Origin of the sequence: Synechococcus sp. W4D4 (genome assembly GCF_047716805.1) — a bacterium.
Taxonomy (GTDB): Bacteria; Cyanobacteriota; Cyanobacteriia; order PCC-6307; family Cyanobiaceae; genus Vulcanococcus.
In genome coordinates this window covers 1,921,981-1,943,270 of sequence record NZ_CP180404.1, presented here as the reverse complement: position 1 = coordinate 1,943,270, position 21,290 = coordinate 1,921,981, and the positions used below count along the sequence as shown (strand labels likewise).

At 45.4% G+C, this 21,290-nt stretch carries 21 protein-coding genes; 18 read left to right on the top strand and 3 right to left on the bottom strand.

The window, feature by feature from the left end; translation table 11 throughout:
• The first annotated feature begins 873 nt into the window (after positions 1-873).
• From ACLM42_RS10905 to istB, 18 genes are all read left to right on the top strand, one after another.
• On the top strand, positions 874-2,727 hold the full coding sequence (locus ACLM42_RS10905) for an ABC transporter ATP-binding protein (protein WP_415399077.1): 1,854 nt from the start codon (positions 874-876) through the stop codon (positions 2,725-2,727).
• 353 nt (positions 2,728-3,080) lie between these two features.
• On the top strand, positions 3,081-4,412 hold the full coding sequence (locus ACLM42_RS10900) for a protoporphyrinogen/coproporphyrinogen oxidase (protein ID WP_415399076.1): 1,332 nt from the start codon (positions 3,081-3,083) through the stop codon (positions 4,410-4,412).
• A gap of 178 nt (positions 4,413-4,590) precedes the next feature.
• Positions 4,591-5,505 (top strand): hypothetical protein, encoded by a 915-nt coding sequence (locus tag ACLM42_RS10895; RefSeq protein ID WP_415399075.1) that lies wholly within the window; start codon positions 4,591-4,593, stop codon positions 5,503-5,505.
• Positions 5,502-6,035, top strand: coding sequence for a dTDP-4-dehydrorhamnose 3,5-epimerase family protein (locus tag ACLM42_RS10890; RefSeq protein WP_415399074.1), 534 nt, complete (start codon positions 5,502-5,504; stop codon positions 6,033-6,035). Before ACLM42_RS10895 ends, ACLM42_RS10890 begins: the two co-directional genes overlap by 4 nt.
• Positions 6,035-6,919 carry an NAD-dependent epimerase/dehydratase family protein gene (locus ACLM42_RS10885; protein WP_415399073.1) on the top strand — a complete coding sequence of 295 codons (885 nt, stop codon included), beginning with the start codon at positions 6,035-6,037 and terminating at the stop codon, positions 6,917-6,919. The genes ACLM42_RS10890 and ACLM42_RS10885 overlap by 1 nt, the downstream gene beginning before the upstream one ends.
• Before the next feature lie 25 nt (positions 6,920-6,944).
• Entirely contained in the window at positions 6,945-7,985 is a 1,041-nt protein-coding gene (locus tag ACLM42_RS10880; protein WP_415399072.1) for a glycosyltransferase family 2 protein, read from the top strand.
• Between the two features lie 559 nt (positions 7,986-8,544).
• Complete coding sequence (locus ACLM42_RS10875; RefSeq protein ID WP_415399071.1) at positions 8,545-9,273, top strand: hypothetical protein; 729 nt, start codon at positions 8,545-8,547, stop codon at positions 9,271-9,273.
• A complete protein-coding gene (locus tag ACLM42_RS10870; RefSeq protein WP_415399070.1) occupies positions 9,270-10,451 on the top strand; it encodes a glycosyltransferase in 1,182 nt (393 codons plus the stop codon). Before ACLM42_RS10875 ends, ACLM42_RS10870 begins: the two co-directional genes overlap by 4 nt.
• A gap of 1 nt (position 10,452) precedes the next feature.
• The gene (locus tag ACLM42_RS10865; protein WP_415399069.1) at positions 10,453-11,217 is read left to right on the top strand and encodes an FkbM family methyltransferase; all 765 of its coding nucleotides are present in this window, start codon (positions 10,453-10,455) and stop codon (positions 11,215-11,217) included.
• Positions 11,218-11,336: 119 nt separating this feature from the next.
• The gene (locus ACLM42_RS10860; protein ID WP_415399068.1) at positions 11,337-12,308 is read left to right on the top strand and encodes an aldo/keto reductase; all 972 of its coding nucleotides are present in this window, start codon (positions 11,337-11,339) and stop codon (positions 12,306-12,308) included.
• Positions 12,295-13,887, top strand: coding sequence for a GMC oxidoreductase (locus tag ACLM42_RS10855; protein ID WP_415399067.1), 1,593 nt, complete (start codon positions 12,295-12,297; stop codon positions 13,885-13,887). The genes ACLM42_RS10860 and ACLM42_RS10855 overlap by 14 nt, the downstream gene beginning before the upstream one ends.
• Positions 13,887-14,588, top strand: a complete 702-nt coding sequence (locus ACLM42_RS10850; protein WP_415399066.1) for an FkbM family methyltransferase — start codon at positions 13,887-13,889, stop codon at positions 14,586-14,588. The genes ACLM42_RS10855 and ACLM42_RS10850 overlap by 1 nt, the downstream gene beginning before the upstream one ends.
• The gene (locus ACLM42_RS10845) at positions 14,585-15,430 is read left to right on the top strand and encodes a glycosyltransferase family 2 protein (RefSeq protein ID WP_415399065.1); all 846 of its coding nucleotides are present in this window, start codon (positions 14,585-14,587) and stop codon (positions 15,428-15,430) included. Before ACLM42_RS10850 ends, ACLM42_RS10845 begins: the two co-directional genes overlap by 4 nt.
• Before the next feature lie 12 nt (positions 15,431-15,442).
• On the top strand, positions 15,443-16,675 hold the full coding sequence (locus tag ACLM42_RS10840) for a WcaI family glycosyltransferase (RefSeq protein ID WP_415399064.1): 1,233 nt from the start codon (positions 15,443-15,445) through the stop codon (positions 16,673-16,675).
• Entirely contained in the window at positions 16,672-18,096 is a 1,425-nt protein-coding gene (locus ACLM42_RS10835; protein ID WP_415399063.1) for an exopolysaccharide biosynthesis polyprenyl glycosylphosphotransferase, read from the top strand. Before ACLM42_RS10840 ends, ACLM42_RS10835 begins: the two co-directional genes overlap by 4 nt.
• Before the next feature lie 100 nt (positions 18,097-18,196).
• Complete coding sequence (locus tag ACLM42_RS10830; RefSeq protein WP_415399062.1) at positions 18,197-18,589, top strand: hypothetical protein; 393 nt, start codon at positions 18,197-18,199, stop codon at positions 18,587-18,589.
• A 117-nt stretch (positions 18,590-18,706) separates the two neighbouring features.
• A complete protein-coding gene (locus ACLM42_RS10825; RefSeq protein ID WP_415399061.1) occupies positions 18,707-19,792 on the top strand; it encodes a Mu transposase domain-containing protein in 1,086 nt (361 codons plus the stop codon).
• The gene (gene istB, locus ACLM42_RS10820; RefSeq protein ID WP_415399060.1) at positions 19,719-20,474 is read left to right on the top strand and encodes an IS21-like element helper ATPase IstB; all 756 of its coding nucleotides are present in this window, start codon (positions 19,719-19,721) and stop codon (positions 20,472-20,474) included. Before ACLM42_RS10825 ends, istB begins: the two co-directional genes overlap by 74 nt.
• 330 nt (positions 20,475-20,804) lie before the next feature.
• Here the strand turns inward: istB and ACLM42_RS10815 are convergent, their stop codons facing one another.
• Genes ACLM42_RS10815 through psbF form a run of 3 tightly spaced genes read right to left on the bottom strand, consistent with a single transcriptional unit; the run spans position 20,805 to position 21,289 of the window.
• A complete protein-coding gene (locus tag ACLM42_RS10815; protein WP_185186412.1) occupies positions 20,805-21,005 on the bottom strand; it encodes a photosystem II reaction center protein J in 201 nt (66 codons plus the stop codon).
• A gap of 15 nt (positions 21,006-21,020) precedes the next feature.
• Entirely contained in the window at positions 21,021-21,140 is a 120-nt protein-coding gene (locus ACLM42_RS10810; RefSeq protein WP_185186411.1) for a photosystem II reaction center protein L, read from the bottom strand.
• 11 nt (positions 21,141-21,151) lie between these two features.
• The gene (gene psbF / locus ACLM42_RS10805; RefSeq protein WP_010314382.1) at positions 21,152-21,289 is read right to left on the bottom strand and encodes a cytochrome b559 subunit beta; all 138 of its coding nucleotides are present in this window, start codon (positions 21,287-21,289) and stop codon (positions 21,152-21,154) included.
• Position 21,290 lies beyond the last annotated feature (1 nt).

Sequence of the window (21,290 nt, the reverse complement as noted above, 5' to 3'; positions counted from 1 at the left end):
CTTACATCGAGCTGACTGAATTGGGGACTGAGCTTCTTGATACTTGCGTTGTGAGCAGTCCGTCTTGCAAGTCAATATCGCTCTAGTGAATGAAGAGCAAATACGATTCGAATATCCAGCTGTTCTGGAATCTGTCAACCTCTGTGATCAGTGAGAGGCTGTTGAGTTTGCTGTGTCGTAGATCCACCAATACCGACGGCATGCTGGCGGGTTTGCCTAAGGACCACGAAGTCCTAGAAGGTCTTGAAGCCCTAAATTCAGGAATGACGACAAAGAGCGAATCAAGCAGTTGGCTATTGACATAGCAGGGTTTAATCTGCTGGCAGTAATAAGTCTAATCCACTGAAGCCGATCGCGGATCTCAGTGCTGATAGATCTTTGTGAGTTCAGGTCTGTAATAATTACTTTCAGACGGGAAGCAGTAATCCAATAAACTCTGTGGGTAGATTCCTGCAAATAACTTAAGTCGTCAACATCGTTGTGAAGAAACAGCGACAGCCATTCTCATCCAGCTAACCGGGAAAGATACGTCGCAACAGAAAAAGTTGCTTAAGGTTTGAGTAACAATAGAAAGATGTTCTTTTTAGGTAAAGCCCAGAGGTCGATTCATAGGTTTTCTGGAATAGATATATACTATTATTGATGCATGCACTTTCGGTTCCGATACGCTCATTTACCCATAGGTTTCCAGAAGCCGCTATGGTATGCCTTAAGTCGCTCACGAAGCCCAATGGATGCAATTATTAATCCACAGCCAATGTTCATGGAACGACTAAGGAAAGTCAAGTAGGCTTATGTCTAGACATAATTAAGAACAATCTTAGAGGATTCGGCCTCCCTAGCCATCAATTATCCTAATATCACTTCAATCACATGAATAGCAGAGCAGCCGATCATATGTCCATAGATTTGATTAAAGGGATTTGGGACTCTCTCTCTTTGCAGCGGAAGAAGAGGCTGGCACTCTTGCAAGCTATAGGAATCTTATCCGCAGTCTCAGAGATATGCAATATGTACATTCTTTTTCCGTTCCTGGAAATATTAGCAAATGACTCAGAAGGCAGATCGCTGCTGTTTTTAGACCTCCTTCCCTATTCACGGCAGTCAAAGCTAGCAGTTTTAGGCGCGCTCTTCGTTATTGCAATTCTTATAAGTACTCTACTTAGAGTAGTGGGTATAAGATTGCAAATACGCCTGGCAGCTCAGATAGCAGCTGACCTCGGAGAAAAAGTTCTAAGAGCCGCGATTCACAGACCCCTGACATGGCACTTAAATAATAATAGTAGTCTTGTCTTGGGATACCTCACAAAGGACGTCGATATTACCAATCTCTCGATACAAGAAACATTGCTCCTTGTTGTAAATGGATCAGTAGTTGTGTCTATATCAGCGGCTCTCTTATATCTATCGCCAACAGTAATGATTGCGGCTTCAGCCGTTTATCTAATATACTATTGGTTTATATTTACGCAAACTAGAGGTAAGCTCAAACAAAATGGACTACGAATGACCCAAGCATATCAAGCCAGTGTTAAAATAGCCCAAGAGGCGCTGGGTGGAATTAAAGATATTATCTTAGGCAAGTCAGGCGAGATCTTTGTGGTTAAGTATAAAGAAGATATCATGGAGTACAGGCTTGCTCATGCTGATATTAATATTAACGCACAAGTCCCCAAGTATCTAATTGAAGGCTTTACGCTGATTCTAATAATCGGACTGGCTTTTTGTTTCGGTCAGGCGAAGAATGAATATGTAGCAGAGAAAATACCCATAGCCGGTGCACTAGCCCTTGGTGCATATAGATTACTGCAACCTCTACAGAATTGCTTTGCTGGAATCAGTAGTATTCATGCACATAGAAGCTCAATTCAGAAAATACTACCGTTCTTGAAGCAGGATACATCTAGCTTATTGCAGGAAAAGATGTACTCTCGTTATACTACTGCCGAGTGTGATGTAATGGTTGCTTTTAGAGATGTGAGCTTTAAATATCAGGATGCATCTGAATATACAATTGAGAACTTCAATCTCACTGTAAGGACTGGCGAAAAAGTTGCCTTAGTCGGTCAAACTGGCAGTGGAAAGAGTACGATTGCCGATTTGGCTCTGGGCTTGCTTCAGCCTACTTCTGGCACAATTGCTGTCGAAAGCTCCGGACATGTCCAGAAGAATCAGAAACTTCTTGATAATTGGCAAAAAGCCGTCGCCTATGTTCCTCAAACTATTTATTTAACTGATTCATCGTTTGCGGAGAATGTAGCTTTTGGAATATCAAAAGACGAAATAGATATGCAGAAAGTTCAAGATGCATGCATCAAAGCAAGAATTCATGCGTTAATCACGAGCTCTAAAGACGGTTACAACACGTTAGTAGGCGAGAGAGGTTTCCGATTAAGTGGTGGTCAACGTCAGCGTATTGGACTGGCTAGAGCATTTTATAAAGAAGCTCGTCTTGTTGTGCTTGATGAAGCAACTAGCGCTTTGGATAATAAGACAGAAGTTGAAGTCATAACAGCCATAAATAATCTAGAAGAAGAGATAACCATCATCGCGATCGCTCATCGTCTATCCACAGTAAAAGACTTTGATAGAATTGTTGTTATTGATCAAGGGCGCATCGTCGGCACAGGAAACTATAATGACCTTAAAGACAACAACAGATACTTCAAAAATCTTCTGTCTGTTAGAAGCAAGAGTAGTGTTACTTGCGAATCCATTGATTTTTAAATTACGTATGCCAGTATCCAATCATCCAGAAGCGGATAGATAGAAGCACTAGTTACTATTCTCTCAGCCATGTGAGTCCATGAGAAGCACCTAACATTGAATAATTCTGAGCACTAACTTGATGAAGCCGTAAGTAAATAATGAGATATAGAAGCTGCCGTTCCATAAAACGGGCACAGATGGCTTCATTACATCTCCTGTATTACCATTGGTCTTCACACGAAACAAAAGACAAGCCTGAGCCGCTCTTAACTATACGGTTTCCAGAGTATGCTAGATTTCTAACGAAACTATCTATATAATCAGTGAGTACCAAAGTACTGATACTGGGAGGAGGCATAACTGGGTTGAGCGTGGCGCAACACCTAGGGCCTGAAAGAAGCACCATCATAGAAGAAAAGAATTATTTAGGTGGTCACACATATTCTCATTTGGTGGATGGAGCTTATTGGGATGAAGGGCCTCATATCTCATTTACTAAAAATGAATACGTTAGGCAAATGCTCAATACCAGCCTCGGAGAAATCCCTTTGCAGTACACAGCAGAATCTGGCAATTACTTTCAAACTACATGGATACCTCATCCTGCACAATATAATCTCGATTGCATGCCGCAGCAACTCGCACAACAGTGTCTCCAAGAGATAGTTCAAGCATCATCCATGGCTTCATCCTCCAGTGAAAGGCCTAATTATCAAGATTGGCTTCTCGCGTGCTACGGTCAAACATTCACCACTACTTTTGCTGCAGCCTATACTGAGAAGTATTGGACATGCCCACCATCTAATTTAACAGTTGACTGGCTTGGGTACAGAGTATCAAAGCCTGATGTTCAAGCTGTGAAGGCTGGTTATAGCAAAGGTTTAAGAAGTAAAAATAACTATATTCAAAGTGTTGAATATCCTTCAGAAGGCGGATTCCATTCATTCACTGCCGGCATGAGAAAAAATGCAAACGTCATCCACGATAGAGTCATAAGTATAGATATAAAAAACAAAGAAGTAACCACTAAAGCAGGCACGAAGCTCAAATATAAATACCTGGTAAATACTATCCCCCTAGATAAATTTATAACACTAATAAATGACGTTCCCGATTGTATCTTGAGGGAGGCAAGAAATCTATCTTGTACATCAATGCTGCTTGTCAACATTCTTGCAGAGACTCAGACTCCCTCTCCGTACCATTGGATTTATGTATATGATCGACAAAAATACTCTACGCGTATTACCCAAACTCACCTCTTGTCTAAGCACAATACTCCCGACAATCTCGGAGGGTTTCAGGTTGAAGTATATGAGTCAAAATATAGGCAACTGAATCGTGATCACAGCGAAATAAGTGATTGCGTCGTTAAGGAGCTCCAAGATATGGGGCTTATCAAAAAAATACACTCTGTTCATACGCAGTATATTCCATATTCAAATATAATTTGTGATCATTATCGGAGAGCAAGTCTCTCAGCTATACTGACATATCTTGAGAATTTTGGACTGGAGCGACAAGCTGATGATCTTGATCCTATGACCGAATGGACAAGACGAGAGAATTCTAAATCTAAACTTACTTCGGAAATATTTCTGGGAGGAAGATATGGCCAGTGGAAGTATTACTGGAGTGATGACTGCATTCTTCGGGGTAAGCAGATAGCAGAACAGATCAATAGGGGTGACTATCCCAACTAAAATGCCTTTTAAAAGTGGACTTACAGACAATCCAACACTCATCGCTAGGCGAGCTGAAAGAGCTGGAAAAAGCTTCATCATATTTTCCGTCTGACTGCGCAGCAAAAACGCACTAACTTGTTGTAGATGATCATGATAAGCTGGGATCTTGATGTCTAGCTCTCCTTAAACTCTCTTCATGGCTTTGTACGAGATTTCTGGCGAGATCTTCAATCCTCCAGATCAGTCTCTTCGTTGTATCGTTGATAATCGATCCGGCCAAAAACTAGAAATCGTTGTACCTATATATAACGAAGCGAAGAGGCTATCCCAATTCATGAGTCTTTACTCGTGCTTTGACTTAGTCTTTCTAGACGGAGGTAGTGACGATCAATCATACGAGCTGATTATGGAGGCAAATGGCAGTATATATCGTAGAGAAGGAATAGACTTGGTGGGTGAGGGACACTACGTGTCCTACGTCAATCAACATTCGGTAAGCGGCAGATGTTTTTATATGATGATTGATGAATACGTCAATATTTCTGATATGTGCCAGGTTGATACTCTCTTGATGGAAGAAAACTCTGGAATCAGCGTTATAAAACTTGAGTGCCTTTTTAATGTAGTAATTAATAAGCAAGACTCACGCTACCTTCTCGATGTATCTAAGGGAATGGCACGTGGCTGTCGAAGAGGAGGCGCCGTATATCGCCCACAGACATTTCATAATTCCTTGGTGCACAGTAAATCTGTTTTAGACCAAGGCAGGCTAAGCAATATCTATCTTCACCATCAGCACCTTAAATCTTTAAGCTTGGAATATGGCAAGCTTGGTAGATATATATCCCATGAGATCTCTCTTGCCTGCAAGTCATCTTCTCCTTCTCGCGTTGTGGTGAGGAATTTTGCATTGAGACCGTTAAAGTATATCCTTATTGACCACTTCTACTTTAAAGCCCCCCCGTATATCAAGGTATATAGAGCAATAGAGCTTGCAATTAACTTTCTTTTGGCAGTACTCGCGTTCATTGAAAATAAGTACGCGCCTTCGCTAGAGGAACAGTCCCTACAATACTCTAATCTGAATAACAAAGGCTTGACCAAGAAATGATCGAAGTATTTCCTGATTGCTATCTTTATAACCATCAAGCCTATGTTGATGAAAGGGGTTACTTCTTGAAGACGTTTCACCCAAGCTTCTTCTCTAAACAATTCATATTGGCCGAACAATTTGTGACTACCTCAAAGTCAAATGTTGTTCGAGGAATGCATTTGCAGACCCCTCCGCACGCTCAATATAAAACTGTGACCTGTATTGCTGGCCAGGTGATTGATGTTGTTTTAGACCTTAGATGTGACTCTCCAACATTTAAGCATCACTATAGTTTCGAGATGTCCACTCACTCAGAATCAATTCTTATCCCACCAGGAGTATGTCACGGCTTTGCCTCTATTGTTGAGCAATCAACCCTGCTTTATAATGTTACTAAGTGTTATTCACCTACACACGATACTGGAGTTGCATATGAGTCATTTGGATTCGATTGGCCTTTTCCCAATCCTGTATTAAGTCAACGTGACAAGACACTCCCTCATATTGAGGAATTCCTGTCTCAGAACAAACTCTTTATCGTCCCATAATGAAACAGCTTAATATCTTGCTTAGTGGCTATACAGGATATGTTGGCCAACTTATACTATCCTATCTTCGCTCTAACGGGCATAGCATCTTCACTTTAGGTAAAGCCTTAGACGCTGATGTACGTCTTGACTTAACTGATCTTTCCAGCTTCAAGCCAGATAGGAGTCTATTTTCGAAACTTGATTTCATCATACACGCAGCAGCAGCAAATGAAGTTATCTGTAAACTAGATCCTGAGTACGCACAACTTTTGACAATCAATGCCACACAACAACTCTATGGCTTAAGTCAAGCATTCAGTGCTCAATTTATTTATATCTCAACAGCGCACGTCTTTGGACCTTATCAGGGTCAAGTTAAAGAATCTTCCACGCCTTCACCCGTTAGCACATATGGAATGTTGCATCATAGGGCTGAACAATATCTGTTGGATAACCAGTTATCTTCAGTCCTCCGTCTTGGTAATCTATTAGCTGCTCCGGCCTCCTGGAACACGTTTAATCGTTGGACACTTGCACCATTTGATCTAACCAGGCAAGCTTTGTTGTCCGGCAGCATCCAATTAAACACTAGTGGTCAGCAAAGGCGTAACTGGACTATGGCAGAAACTCTTTTTAGATCCGTTGATATGCTTCTCTATAACAATAGAGTAAGAGTTGTCCATGCAACAGGGAATTCGCTATCTGTATTACAGCTAGCTGGACGTATCGCTGATTCGATCAAAGTTCTATACGGTCAAGAAATCACGATAACTGCAGCTTCGCCAGAGCCAGTACTACGCACTCTTATGCCTACAGATATAGGCAGTCATTACAATACGTCTCTACCAATAGTATCTACCAACACCCTTGTCGAAGGTGTGTCAAGACACTTAGTGCCTTAAAACAAGGCGCACAATATCTACCAAGATGGCTTCAACAAACCAAGTTCAAGATGCAGGCATGCAGCACCCAATTCTATCAATAATGATCCCTACATATAATCGTTTTGATACAATAAAAGCTACTCTTAGATCGGCTATTAACCAGCAAACAGATTACAACTACTCCATCGCTATTGTTGATAATAATCCATCGAATGATAGTCGAACAAGATATCGTCGCCTCCTTAATGAGCCTGCCTTCTCCAGCGTTAAGTACTATCAGAATTCAAGCAACATAGGAATGTATCCCAACTGGAATAAATGTATTGAACTGGCAACAACTAGTCACGTTACTATCCTTAATGATGACGACCTCTTAAGCGTAGACTATGTACAGGTAATTTCACAAACCATCAGGAGTCGTCCTCAATATGCTTTCTACAGTTGCAACGTAGAGCTTATTGATGAAAGCAATGCTATCTTTCGGCAAACAGTTGCAACAAAACTAAAACACTTTAGTCAACAGCTGTGCCTATCCCTGCAACATAAGGACTCCTATGAGGTTCATCCTCGAGACTACTTTTTTGCTAATCGCCACTGCGGATCTCTTGGTATTGCTTTCTCAAGATCTATCTTCCTCAAAGAGAGGGGATTTAAACAATCTCTTTATCCCATATCAGACTACGTATTCTGCACTACTCTCGCCACTCACTATAAGACCCTACATCTCTGTCGTACTCTTGCCAGCTATCGAATAGCTTATAATGTAAATACTGACAACTCATCTTGGATTAAAAGCTTAAAGTGCGATTACCAGTTTAGACAGTGCATTCTTGATGTTTTTAAATGTCGCTTGCCAATATATCATGCCTTTAACTTCCTAAAGTATCAATACGGAGTTGCTATCTATTCCAGGCTATTCACTGATGACACAAAGCAATCCCTTAAAACGATGCTAATGTCAGTGGTCCGCAAATCAACCGTCTACTGTCCATATCTAGTTGTATTTGTAATCGCACGGGCCCTTTCTTATTTCGCACTTCGTAAGACAACGGCTCCCCACCTTCTGCAGCGGTTTGAGTATTAGTACAATGTCAAATCAGTACCATCCCACAAAAACCAACCAACAATATTTGCCTAGATATAACTACCGAGCATTTGCTGTAACGATATTTTTCTGCTTCTTTCTCCTTGGCCCAATACTTTCAATTTTGGGCTATGGACTTTTCAGTAGTGAATCATCTCACTTAGCTAAAATTGGGCTGTATGCTGCAACATCGTCTTCTCTATTTGCGATAACGTTATCTTATACCATCCTAATCTTTATCTCGCTGGTCTTAGGATTCTACATCTCTAAGCCCAAGTTTAAACTCCCAAAGATATATGTGTTTCTGCCATTTTCCAAGGCCCGTCAGTTGGCGACATTTCTTTCATTGACCTATTCCATTCTATTTATCTATTCTACTTATTCTTATTCTAATATCAATGGACTTAGTACAGAACTAGCATCACGGGGGCTTACCGCTGTCAGATTTCTAGTAGAGTCTCGTGTTGCTCTTCTTCTTGTCCTTTCACTCTATATTGAACGACTATTGAGATCTCGTACATACAGAAGAGTTAACTCTGCGACACAACTGCTCAATTACTTGCCGATATTTGTCTACATGTTTGCATGCCTTCTCTCTGGCACAAGAACACTTATTGTTGAACCATTAGCTCTGCTGCTATTGATATGGCTCTCAACCTCACCAGTTAAGCTTACAGCACTGAGAACCTATCTCCTGCTTTCAGTCTTTATTATCCTCTTTAATGCCTTGGCTAATATTTACCTCTTGCTGCGACTGTCCGAAACCATAACGCTTCAATCAGTATTCATGACTTATGAGTACGCTTTTTATCTCTTTAATATGCTTATGGCCTACTTTGATAAGTTTTATCTTGCCTCTGAGGCTTCCTATCTCAATATATTTTCGGGGTTGATCCCTAATGCTATCCGTCATGGCCTAGATCTAGTACAGCCCATTGATTATAGCCTACTCAATGATATTGGAATTACTTCCAGTAGGTTTTACTTCGGTGGCCCTTCTCAGGTCGTTGAACTTGTCCTCAACTTTGGCCCATTTATTGCTCCAATTGCCGCCTTCTTCGCATGTTTTCTGCTTGATATGGTTGGACAGTCATACTACTCATCAACTACAACTCAAGATCTACGCTCTTCTATCTCTTCCGTCTCTAGCATCTTTCCGTTGTGGATGATCTACTTTATATTATCATTTAGAAACCCTCTCGAAAATTCCGTCAAGAGCGCATTGTATGTATTCTTATTCTTCCTTCTTCTTTCACTTGTTAGCCCAATTGTGAGACCTAAGCAATGAAGTCTTTTACTAATTGCAATTCTTCTGGTATTAAAATTGAGAGTTATTTCGTAAATGCTCTGAGTGCTAATAATCAATCATCCGCCAATGTTGTTATTGGCCATGTCCTAAATATACTAACACTGGAACCAGACTCAAAAATTATCTTGCTGGTCACATCTTCCTCCCCGCTTCTCAAAAACCTTTCAGAGCATCTCCTTCTTAGACGTATAAGGATTATCATTGTAAATTCTATATTCGCAAGAAGCACCCTTTTGCGCATCCTTTATGAACAGCTTGTCCTTCCGCTTCTCATCCCTTCCAACACGCTTCTCTTCTCCGTCTCCGGATACTTTATCTTTCTTAAGAAAGGTTATCAAGTCACTCTAATTCAAAATCCCATTCCATTTCTTCCTTCCGACATTACCAATGACTTTTCGTCTTCAATTTATCTCAAAACCCTTCTCCTAGCCTTCCGCCTTTCTGCTCAATTCACTTCTTCACAGCGATATCTTGCCTTTAATAGTAGGCATATAGAACTACTAGCCCAAAAGTCTCTACGACTTAACCATTCATTTACGAGAACCTTGTTACTTTACAATCCTGTACCCTCCATACCAGAACATATTATCAACAATCTTCCTGAGCTATCTCCTCGTACCGCATTCGTAGCGGTCGGTCCGATTATTGCTTACAAACAAGCTCACCTCATATTCCAGGCATTTATCGACTTCTATCACAACGTCTCAAGCAGCTTCGAGTTGATATACATCGGCAAGCCTTGCAATACCTCCTACTATGAATCTATTAAATCAGATCTCGATAACTATCCTGGTATTCCCATTAAAACTATTACCGACTATCTGCCAGACTCCGAGCTTCAGGATATCTTAAGATCGAGCTTTGCCTATATTTCAATGAGTCTTTATGAATCTTTCGGCCTCCCTGCAATCGAAGCACAGAGATATGGTGCACCGTCTTTACTTCTCCACGGTACGGCCGGACCCGAGATTGCCTCACGAGGTTGCATATCCATCGCCAGCTCGTCAGCGCTTTCGCTAAGAGAGGCCATGGCCTCGCTGGTTGATAATCCATCCCTCTGGAATGAGCTCTCCAATCAAGCAATCCAAAACTCACGTAAGTACTGTTCCCCTTACATAACGGCTCCACTGATGCGCCTCTCCAATTGCTCTTCCTGATATGTCGCTTGCACGATCCTTACTTCGCCAAAGTATATCCCTTGCCCACAAAATCCATAAGGGACTGTGGCTTATTCTATTTAAACTAACTCATCCTAAATCACCCATTCTAATTGCTACGGCCTTCGAACATAGACACTTCCTCTCTTTGGGATATATACCTGATCTTGTTATTGACGTAGGCTTCAATAAGGGGCAATTCTCTTCACTCGCACTCGAGGCTTGGCGGCATGTTCCAGTTCTTGCATTCGATCCACATCCTTCCTGCTTTAAATCGAGTGCAGACCAGTTGACAGCAGCATATGGGTCTAGGTTCAAATTCTCTAATATCGCTCTAGGAGATGCAAATAAAAGCGTCATACTCAACTTATCGCATTCGTCTGATAACTCGTCACTATGTACCCCTACGAACTTAAACAATAAGATCTTCCCTAGATCACAGACATTTAGCACCTGTCAAGTACAGCAAATCACCCTTTCCTCATTTGTCTATCCTTTTTCTACTTTCAGTTCAATTCTGCTGAAAATCGATGTGCAAGGATCCGAACTCTCCGTACTCCAAGGTATTGATAAGACCACCATCTCAAGAATCAAGTATATCTATATTGAGGTTACTGAAGTTGATCTCTATGAATCTCAGCCAACTCTATCCGTGCTTACTAACTATCTTAATATTCGAGGCTATGACCGTGTGTCTACTTACAATCAAAACAACCTTGACGGCAACCTTCTGTACGCAGATTGCTTATTCGTACGAAGGTGCTGATGCGACCATCGTTTATGCATACCGTTGATATAGAATTTCTCTTCCAATATCTGCCCAGGCTGACTCTGCTTGGACTCTGATGTCTTCCCCGAAATCTAGCTACCATCTTCACAAGTAACATGTTTAAACCCATCTCTATGCCAGACGGGCGCCAAACAAGCTCACTTGGCTTTGGCTGTGCCAGCCTTATGAATATCCCCAGTTCGAGTGAGCGTACATATATTCTTGACCTTGCATATGATCATGGAATCACACACTTTGATACAGCAAGAATGTACGGTCTTGGCCATGCAGAGCAAGAACTTCGTCCTCTTCTCGCGACAAAACGAAGCAAGATTACACTTGCCACTAAATTTGGACTTGATAACCCCCTATTATTTAAGAAGTTCTCGAATAGACAATCTCTGCTTCGTTCGCTGATTAGAAGAAATAAATTGACTACTAGACTTGCCAAAAAGCTCTATAGTCATATTGCTGTTAGCAGAACCTTTTCATCTGAAGCGTGCCAAGAATCTCTTCTTCACAGCCTAAAGTCTCTTAACACCGACTTGGTTGACATCTTATACATGCACGATCCACTTCCTTCTGATCAGTTCGATCCAAGTCTTCCTATTTTGTTTGACTCTTTCAAGGCCAACGGACTTATCAGATATATTGGTATAGCGGCTAATCCATCCTCGGCATCATACTATATTAATAAATATCCCTCCTTGTTTGATGCGATTCAGCTTGGCACCTCTTCTCCGTCGTTAGCTTTAACACCACACGTAACCGGCGTGCACTCATTTTTTGGCCATATCAGACATCTTGCTCCTATCCTTCAATCTAGCTTTTCTACTGCCCCTGCATTGTGTCGCCTATGGTCTGATCGCCTTAGCATTGACCTCACACTTAAACCTAACCTTGCAGCCGTAGTACTTGCCGCCAAACAACTCGTCAATCCCAGTTCTATTCATCTATTCTCTACCACTAAGCCTGGTAATCTTGCGCATATCATGACCTGCATCCAAAACTCTTCCTGGTCAGATGCAGAACTTATCAGTTTTGCTAGATTTCTTTCAACTCTGTCTTCTAAATATGCCATTATTTGATCTAGCCTCGCAGTCTCACGATACAACATACCATAGCGACTTGCTTATCGTTGGCGCAGGTGTTGCTGGTCTAACCCTTGCTTCTGCCCTTCAAGACACCAATCTATCTATAGATATCATTGAGGCCGGTGGTTTACGGACCTCTGAGGATAGTCAGTCTCTCTTTGAGGCTGAAATGACTAAATTTCGTCATCATGGCGCTACTGAGGGGCGTTTCCGTGTCTTTGGCGGCTCTTCAACTGCTTGGGGGGGGCAGTTACTCCCTCTATCCTCCAACGACTTTGCGGAACGTAACTACATACCGAATTCAGGCTGGCCTATTAGTAACGACGACCTTCAGCCGTACCTTCACGAGGCTGAAAACCTCCTTTCGGTTAATCATCTTCCGTTTGATGATGCCCCCCCTTTTTCTCCTAAGATTCTAATTCCTGCTCATCTCGCGCATTCTTTATCAATCCGCTACTCAAAATGGGCTCCATTCTCTCATCGTAATGTTGCGAAGACTTTAGGTAGAAGCTGTATTAAAAACCCTTCCACAAGAGTGTTTGTCAATTCACCTGCAACATCATTAATCCTAAGCGAAAAAGGGGACAAGGTGATAGCCGCTGTTGTTACCCTGGATACTAAACAATCTATACTTTTTAAGTCGCGCATCACAGTTATAGCGTCAGGAACTATAGAAACGATACGCTTGCTCCTTGCTTCCAGGAACCAACACCCTGGAACTATGGGCAATTCATCCAACCTCTTGGGACTAGGTATCCATGATCATATATCCTTCCGATCGGCGCAACTCTTTCCCACCAACCGCCGAGCTTTCCTGGACCTCTATAGCCCTTCTTTCTATCAAAATACACGACACACGCCAAAGCTCGAAACATCACCTTTTTGGCAAGCGAAATATTCCGCACCCAATACGATGGGGCATATTGTCTTTCAAAGGCAGGATAATGACACCATAACTGCACTTCGTCAGGTGCTGCGATTGATCCAATCTGGTCAAAGTAGCAAAGCTAGCCATCTATTGACCGTCTTTTCACGCGCTTTGAAAGATGCGCCTGCTGCAACTCGTTTATTTTATTACCGGTACTTTAAGCGCAGGCTTCTTGAGGCCAACTCTGCCAAGATCTTTCTCCATATTGATACTGAGCAGCCTCCTAATCTCCAAAATAAGATTCAGTTATCAACTCGAACTGATCGACTCGGACAGCCACTTCCCAGAATCTCTTGGGCCTGGGGAAATCCTGAGCTTTCGGCTATGAGCCAGTACAAGGCGCTTTTTACCGAGTTTTGGAATCGATCTCAGTATGGTCCTTCCATCGAATGGTACCCTCTCCCAAAACTAGATACCCAACATACTTCCATCTCTGATACCTTTCACCTTATGGGCGGAACGCGAATGTCTTCTTCTCCTAGCCAAGGGGTTGTTGATCACAATCTATTGGTTCATCGTACAAGCAATCTCTATCTTGCAAGCTGCTCTGTATTCCCCACAGGTGGCAGTTCGAATCCGACTCTCACCCTTATAATGCTTACAATCCGACTATCAAGGCTCCTTCGAATGCGTCTTGCTACCTAATGTACACCAACCCGCTTGCCATAGGTCTTCGAGATTTTTTGCGTAATATCGGCCTGCTCGGTCTTATTCAAAGATCTAGTCTGTACAGACTGCTTAACTCCTCATATGAAAAACAGTTCAAACGGGCATTCCTTTCGTCTATTCAGTCAGGAATGACTGTTTGGGACATTGGTGCCAATGTCGGTTACTACACAAAGTTGGCCGCAGATCTGGTTGGAGTTAGTGGAGCTGTACACGCATTTGAGCCTAACCCCTCAGCCTTCGACATCCTCAAGTCTCAAACACTTCTTCTCCCTAACGTTTACCTCTATCCCTACGCTGTTGGATCTAGTGTTGGAACTATTCCTTTCTACGTTGGCACAGATCCTGCTTCACCTACGAATAGCCTTTATTCTGATGGATCCCAATCTACAGTCCTATCTGTTCAGCTTAGAACACTTGATTCCTGTTTCAACTTACTCCCACCGCCGAACGTCATCAAAATAGATGTAGAAGGTCATGAGCTCCAAGTCCTTAAGGGGGCATCGTCGCTCCTCTCATCTAGTCACATCACGCATATTTTCATTGAGGTCCATTTCTCTATTCTAAAAGAGATGGAATCAGAGCAAGCCCCCAATCTATTGGTCTCACTCCTTGAGGAAAATGGGTTTAAAGTTAAGTTTACTGATCCCAGTCATATTCACGCTACACGTATCAGATGATCTCTTTCTCTGTTCTTATAGTAACACGTAATGAGGAGCATGACTTACCACGATGTCTCTCTTCGCTGTCTCTTCTAGACGACGTTGTTGTATATGACTCTTTTAGTACTGATCGCACCCCAGACATTGCTCGTCTCTATGGAGCCCGCCTAGTTCAACGTCCCGACTACGACAAATCACAGTACTTTGGTGGTGATGAGTCGTCTCATCGCAATTGGGCTTTAAGAAATATCACCTTTAAATACCCTTGGGTTTTCATCCTCGATGCTGATGAGGTTCTCTCTAATCTACTGATCGCAGAGTTAACAGCCATAGCTAATACCACTTGCTCTGAGGTGGCTTGGAGAGTTCGTCGCTGTGATTTCTTCCAATCTAAATTACTGACGCACGCTCAATCTACTTCATGGTATACCAGGTTTGTTAGACCCGAATTTATCTCGTATGAACGCATTATCAATCCCGTAACAATCGTGCGGGGTCTCACTGGTAATCTCAATAATTCTCTCGCCCACTACCCATTTTCAAAAGGTATCTCGCATTGGATCGATCGCCACAACAGCTATAGCTCCCTTGAGGCAAAGCACATCCTTTCCAGACCTAAGGAGTCTCTCCCCCGATTATTAAGCTCCATGATGCGGGCAGCCGACTATTCTTCGAAGCGAAAGTATCTCAAAAGCATCTATTACCACTTGCCGTTTCGCCCCATCATCAAATTTATCTACCTCTATATAATTAAATCAGGCTTTCTTGATGGGTCTCCAGGCCTCACTTATTCTCTGCTCGTATCATTCTACGAATGGCTTATTATCTTAAAGGTCCAAGAATCCACATCTGATATCTAAGCACAACGAGCTGTGAAAATCCTCCTCATTTCCCTTAACTACTCTCCAGAAGTCGTAGGCGTCTCGCGATACTCGACTGATTTAGCAGAATGGTTATCTAGGGAAAATACTGTCCATGTCGTTACCTCACAGCCTTATTTCCCTAAATGGAAAATCTTTTATGGGTTCCCTAACCGATATTCTTCTCGATCTTTTGCTAATGGGTTCCAAATCTTTCGATGCCCAATCTATGTTCCGCGTAAGCCCTTGTTCTTCAAGCGAATCGTACATCTATTTTCCTTCGCCATTACTTCAGCCCCAATTCTTTTCCTTCATCTCTTTTGGTCTCCTCATCGAATCATATTGGTTGCGCCGACTCTTTTCTGTGCACCACTTGTTTTGTTCTTTAAGCTTTTATCCGCACGATCATGTAAGACCCTCCTCCATATCCAGGACTATGAGTTTGATGCAGCCTACAATCTAGGCCTTTTCCGGAACCCCCGAATCCATTCACTTTTAACCAGTGCTGAAGCATTCCTGCTTAAACGCTTTGACGCTGTTTCAACTATCAGTCGCTCTATGTCTCAACACGCAATTGATAAGGGTATTCCTGAAGATAAATTGTTAATGTTTCCTAATTGGGTCGATACCGAATCAATCTTTCCAAGGTCTCATCATCGGATTCCATGTAATCCTTACGTCGCCGAGCTTGATATACGTGCTGACTCTGTCGTACTAATGTATTCAGGTTCTATGGGTCTGAAGCAAGGACTCTCCATCTTTGTTGAAATTATTCCGCTTCTTGCAGATCTAAAACAACTTTGCTGGATCTTTGCTGGAGATGGAGCCTATAAATCCCAATTCCTAAACGCAACAAGTAACTTTGACAATATCATTCATCTTTCGCTCCAGCCTGATCAACGTCTAAATGACCTTCTGGCCCTGGCTGATATTCACATGATCCCACAAAAAGAAGGCGTTGAGTCCTTGGTTCTCCCCTCTAAACTAATTACAATACTCGCTTCCGGGCGTCCTGTTGTCTCCTCATCTACACCCGATTCAGAACTTGCCCTCATCTCGTCAGAAGCAGGTCTTTCTTGTCCACCGGGCCATCCTCAACTTTTTGCCGATGCCCTACGTACGCTTATTACTGACAAGAACCTACGGTATCACAAGGGACGATCTGCGCGTCAGATTGCTCTCACACGCTATCAACGTAGTCTCGTTCTCGAACAGTTTAAGTCTGATCTCTACGCACTTAAATGAGTATACCTGATGTCAACTTAACGTCCAAGCCATGGTCTGGTCTGTTGCATCTCCATGGTTCAGATATCTCAACGCTTCAGCGTATCGTAGATCCAGTCATCATCTTATTTCTTTATCGGATTCTTCTTCCTGACTCTTTCTCCCTGCATTTGCTTACACTTCCTTCTTGGTCAATCGTCCTTGTCTCTTTTTATCTACTTTTGCCCTCTGCTGGCCTCTACGTGAGCTTTCGCTCAACGTCCTTGCTCACACTCTTTCGCAAGATACTTCTACGAACCTCTCTGTGTATTTCTACACTTACCTGCCTGTTCTTGTATTTCCTGCCTTCTCAGCTCTTTCCTTTGTCGTCGTACATATACTGGTGCATGCTTTCTTTGGCATGGCTAACTTCTACTCATTGTTTCGCTAGGGTTATCCTCCGTCGTCTCCGCGCTTATGGAGGAAACACCCTTTCCACTTTGTTTTGCGGTACACCCAATTCTTTTTATGGTTTTGTTGCTGAGTTGGCTTCATCCCCTTGGATGGGTCTCCGCGTCAATGCCTTCTTTAACTTTTCCCCTCAATCAGTACAAGCAGCCTACCCTTCAGGTGTTCAATTGCTTGCTTCTATTGATGAACTCCGCGACTACCTTAAGTCTGAAACTGTAGATCGCATCTATTTTGAAACTGAGTCTCTTACTTCTTCAGAGTTATCATCGCTCATCACTGTTTTTGGAGATACCTCAATTCCCACATTCTTCCTGCCAGGCTGGGTTCTTCCGACTATGAATTTCTCTTTAGATCCCGTCGGAAGAAAACCTTGCGTCAATCTTTGGGGCATGCCCCCTTCAGCCTTTGATCTAGCCATAAAAAGATTGGCTGATATCTTTGTTTCTGCTTTCCTTCTCTTTACTCTCCTTCCTATTCTTTTGTTCATAGCTTTACTTGTTCGTCTGTCCTCGCCTGGACCGGTACTTTTTCTTCAGACACGGTACGGAATCGATGGTCGTCCATTTCGCTGCTTTAAGTTTCGTACTATGTTTCAGTCTGCTGCTGGTCTTCCCGCAATCCAGGCTCGCCATCGGGACCCGCGCATTACTTACCTTGGTCACTTTCTCAGGTCCACTAGCTTGGATGAACTTCCCCAGCTCCTGAATGTATTACTAGGAGATATGAGTTTAGTCGGACCAAGGCCACACGCCACCGAACACAACGAGTATTACCGCAGCTTAATCGTTGGTTACATGCAAAGGCATTGTTGTAAGCCTGGTATTACTGGACTAGCTCAGGTCCGAGGTCTTCGAGGAGAAACCCCCGAGCTCGGTTTGATGTCAGCTCGAATAAACACTGATCTTTATTACCAAAAAAACTGGAGTCTTTCTATGGATTTGAAAATCCTCCTTAAAACATTATTTGTATTTGCAGGAAGCAACGCTCGTTGATATTGTCCGACGACAATCAGGTTGAGGGGTCGCGCCAAACAGATTGACCGCTCTGGAGGGGTTGCGCTGAATCCGGTTGCCATGCGCAGGGCACCGGGTCATGCCTGCTCCCCTCACCGCTCAACAGATTGCGCTTTACATGTCCAAACGACGAGCCGGCAGCCTCCAGGAGGTGGCTGCCGCTGCGGCGGGCATCTCGGTGAGCCGTGCTCAACGGATTGATTGCGGCCGCCTGCAACCCAAAGCCAGCAAGCCCCGTAGTAGGCGGCGTCCCGATCCACTCGCGGAGGTCTGGGAGCCATTGCTGGTGCCGCTGCTGGAGCGCCATCCGGCCCTCACGCCCACCACACTGCTGGAGCACCTACAGGAGCAAAAGCCTTATCAAGACTGGAGTTCGGTGAAACGCACCCTGCAGCGGCGTGTGCAGCACTGGAAGGCCCTCCATGGCCCGGCACCTGAGGTGATGTTCCCGCTGGCGTATCAGCCCGGTTAGATCGGCTTCTGTGATTTCACCAAGGTCAAGCGGGTTGTCATCACCCTGCGGGGCGAGCCGTTCCCGCACCTGCTGTTCCACTACCGCCTGGCGTGGAGCGGTTGGGCTTAAGGGCAGGTGATCCATGGCGGCGAGAGCTTTGTGGCGCTCTCCGAGGGTTTGCAGAACGCCCTGGCTGCCTGTGGTGGGACGCCACGGGAGTTGCGCACGGATCGCCTATCGGCCGCCAGCCGCAACCGTGACGGCAGCTACGCCCTCGACATCACGCCCCGCTACCAGGCGCTCTGCGCTCACTACGGCCTGAGCGCCAGCCGCAACAACCGCGGTGTGGCCCATGAGAACGGGATCGTCGAGGCACCGCACGGTCATGTGAAACGGCCGCTGAAGCTGAAGCTGATCCTCCGCGGCAGCTGTGATTTCGAGGAACCCGCCGAATACGGCGAATTGCTGGCCGAGGTGTTCAGTGCCCTCAATGTCCCGCGCCAGCGGCGCTATGAGCAGGAGCTGGAACACCTCTCCGCGCTGCCGGCCTTCCGCTTTGCGGACTACGAGCTGCTCACGGTGCGGGTGCGGAGCACCAGCACGATCGAGGTGCGGCAGGTCGTCTATTCAGTGCCGCCCACCTTGATCTGTCGCCAGGTCACGGTGCGGCTGCACCATGACCGCCTGATCGTCTACCTGGGCAGCGACTGGGTCTTCCAGCTCCCACGTGCCTATGGCGCCTCCGGCGAGAAGCGCGCCTGGTGCATCGATCTGGAGCATTTGACCGACGGCCTGCGTGCCAAACCGCGGGCGCTGCTCCATTGCCGCTACCAGCGCCACCTATTCCCCGACCAGCGCTGGTGGGACTTCTGGCAGCACCTGCTCGCTGGCGGTGACCGTGACGGCGCTGCTCGCTTGATGGTTGAGGCGCTGTATGTCGCGGTGCGGGTGGCGTCCTTTGAGCTGGTGCTCGCCTTCCTGCAGCAAGCCCACCAACGCAACGCCCTGTCTCTCTCGCTGTTGCAGCAGCGCTTCCGGGTGCCGCCGCGTCTCAGCGCCCTGCCTGATCCCGTGATCCCCCAACACCTGCTGGCCTCCTATGACCACCTCCTCTCCGGTTCCCCGCTCGCAGGCGGTGGAAGCGGCCTTGCCACTCCTGCTCAAACAGCTGAAACTCGCGCGCTTTCGCAGCCACTGGCAGCCGCTCAGCCAACAAGCTGAGGTAGAAGGCTGGAGCCCGGCCCAGTTCCTCTACGCCCTTTGTGAGCAGGAGGTTGACCACCGCCTGATTGCCCGGCGCCAACGCCTACTGCGCGAGGCGCATCTCCCGTGGCAGAAGGGGTTGGATGGCTTTGATCACCAACACCTCGAACCCAAGCACTGGCAGGAGCTCCAGGTCCTCTCCCGCAGCTACACCTGGTTGCTGCAGGCGGAGAACCTGCTGCTGTTTGGACCCAGCGGTGTGGGCAAAACCCACCTGGCCATTGCGATCACGATGGCGATGATCGAGCAGGACCAGCCCTGCCGCTTCATTCCGGCCACGGCCCTGGTGCAGCTGCTGCAGAAGGCCAAGGCCAGCTATGAGCTGCCGGCGCTGATCCAGAAGCTGGATCGCTACGCCTTGCTGGTGATCGACGACATCTCCTACGTACGGCGCAACGAGCTGGAGACCTCGGTGCTGTTTGAGCTGATCTGCCACCGCTACGAGCGCAAATCTCTGCTGGTGACCTCCAGCCAACCGTTCCGGGAGTGGGACGAGATCTTCCCGAGTGGATCGATGAAGGTGGCGGCGGTGGACCGGCTGTTGCACCACTGCCACATCGTGGGCATCAAGGGAGATAGCTACCGGCAGAAAGCAGCTGCGGCAAGGATTTCCGACGATGAGAGCGACCCGCCTACGTAATTGACGCGGGCGTCACGGTGGTCACGATCGACGTCACTTGCCCTGGAGCCAGGCGGTGACGGGGCTGCAGCTGCAAAGCAAGGCCACCGGCCATGGAATTAAGGCGCGACCCACAACTTGATTGACGCGTCGCGACAGCCTGGTCACGATCACGATCCCAACAGCGTTCTCAGGGATCAAGAGGGCTCGGAAGAACCACGCCTACGCGTCAACCAGATTGACGCCACACATCAACCTGATTGACACGGGACAGATATACAGATTTCTTTTGGTTGGTTTCCGAAAAAAAGGCCTCTAAAGAGGCCTGATCTAACTACGAGAATCTTTTTTCTATGCTGAACCTACGCCGGTATATGCGCCATAGAAGAACAGTCCAACTACAAAGATAACTGCCATGCCCCCTGCTGTCGCAACAAGCCAAAGCGGCAGAACACCCTCTGTCCAACGCGACTTCCATGCAACTGCAGGTCGCCCGTCAGGTAGCCGATCAGGAATTCTTCCGTCAGGAAGTCCAGATTTCTTTCCGCTCATTTCACATCCTCCTGATCAGTTGAAGAAGTAGCTGGAGAACAGGATCCCGCAGGTGAAGACGAACAGCAGGCCCAGATACAGGCTTGTGCGGTTCAGTTCTACCGGGAGATTGTTCGGGTTTGGGTTGCGTTCCATCGATCAATGCCTCAGCGGCGAACAAATTGCATTGCAGCTAGGGCACCCAGGAAGAACACCGTGGGGATACCAAGGGCGTGCACGGCAAGCCACCGAACCGTAAAGATCGGGTAGTTGCGGGGAGTGGTGCTTGCGGGGACTTGAGTCATG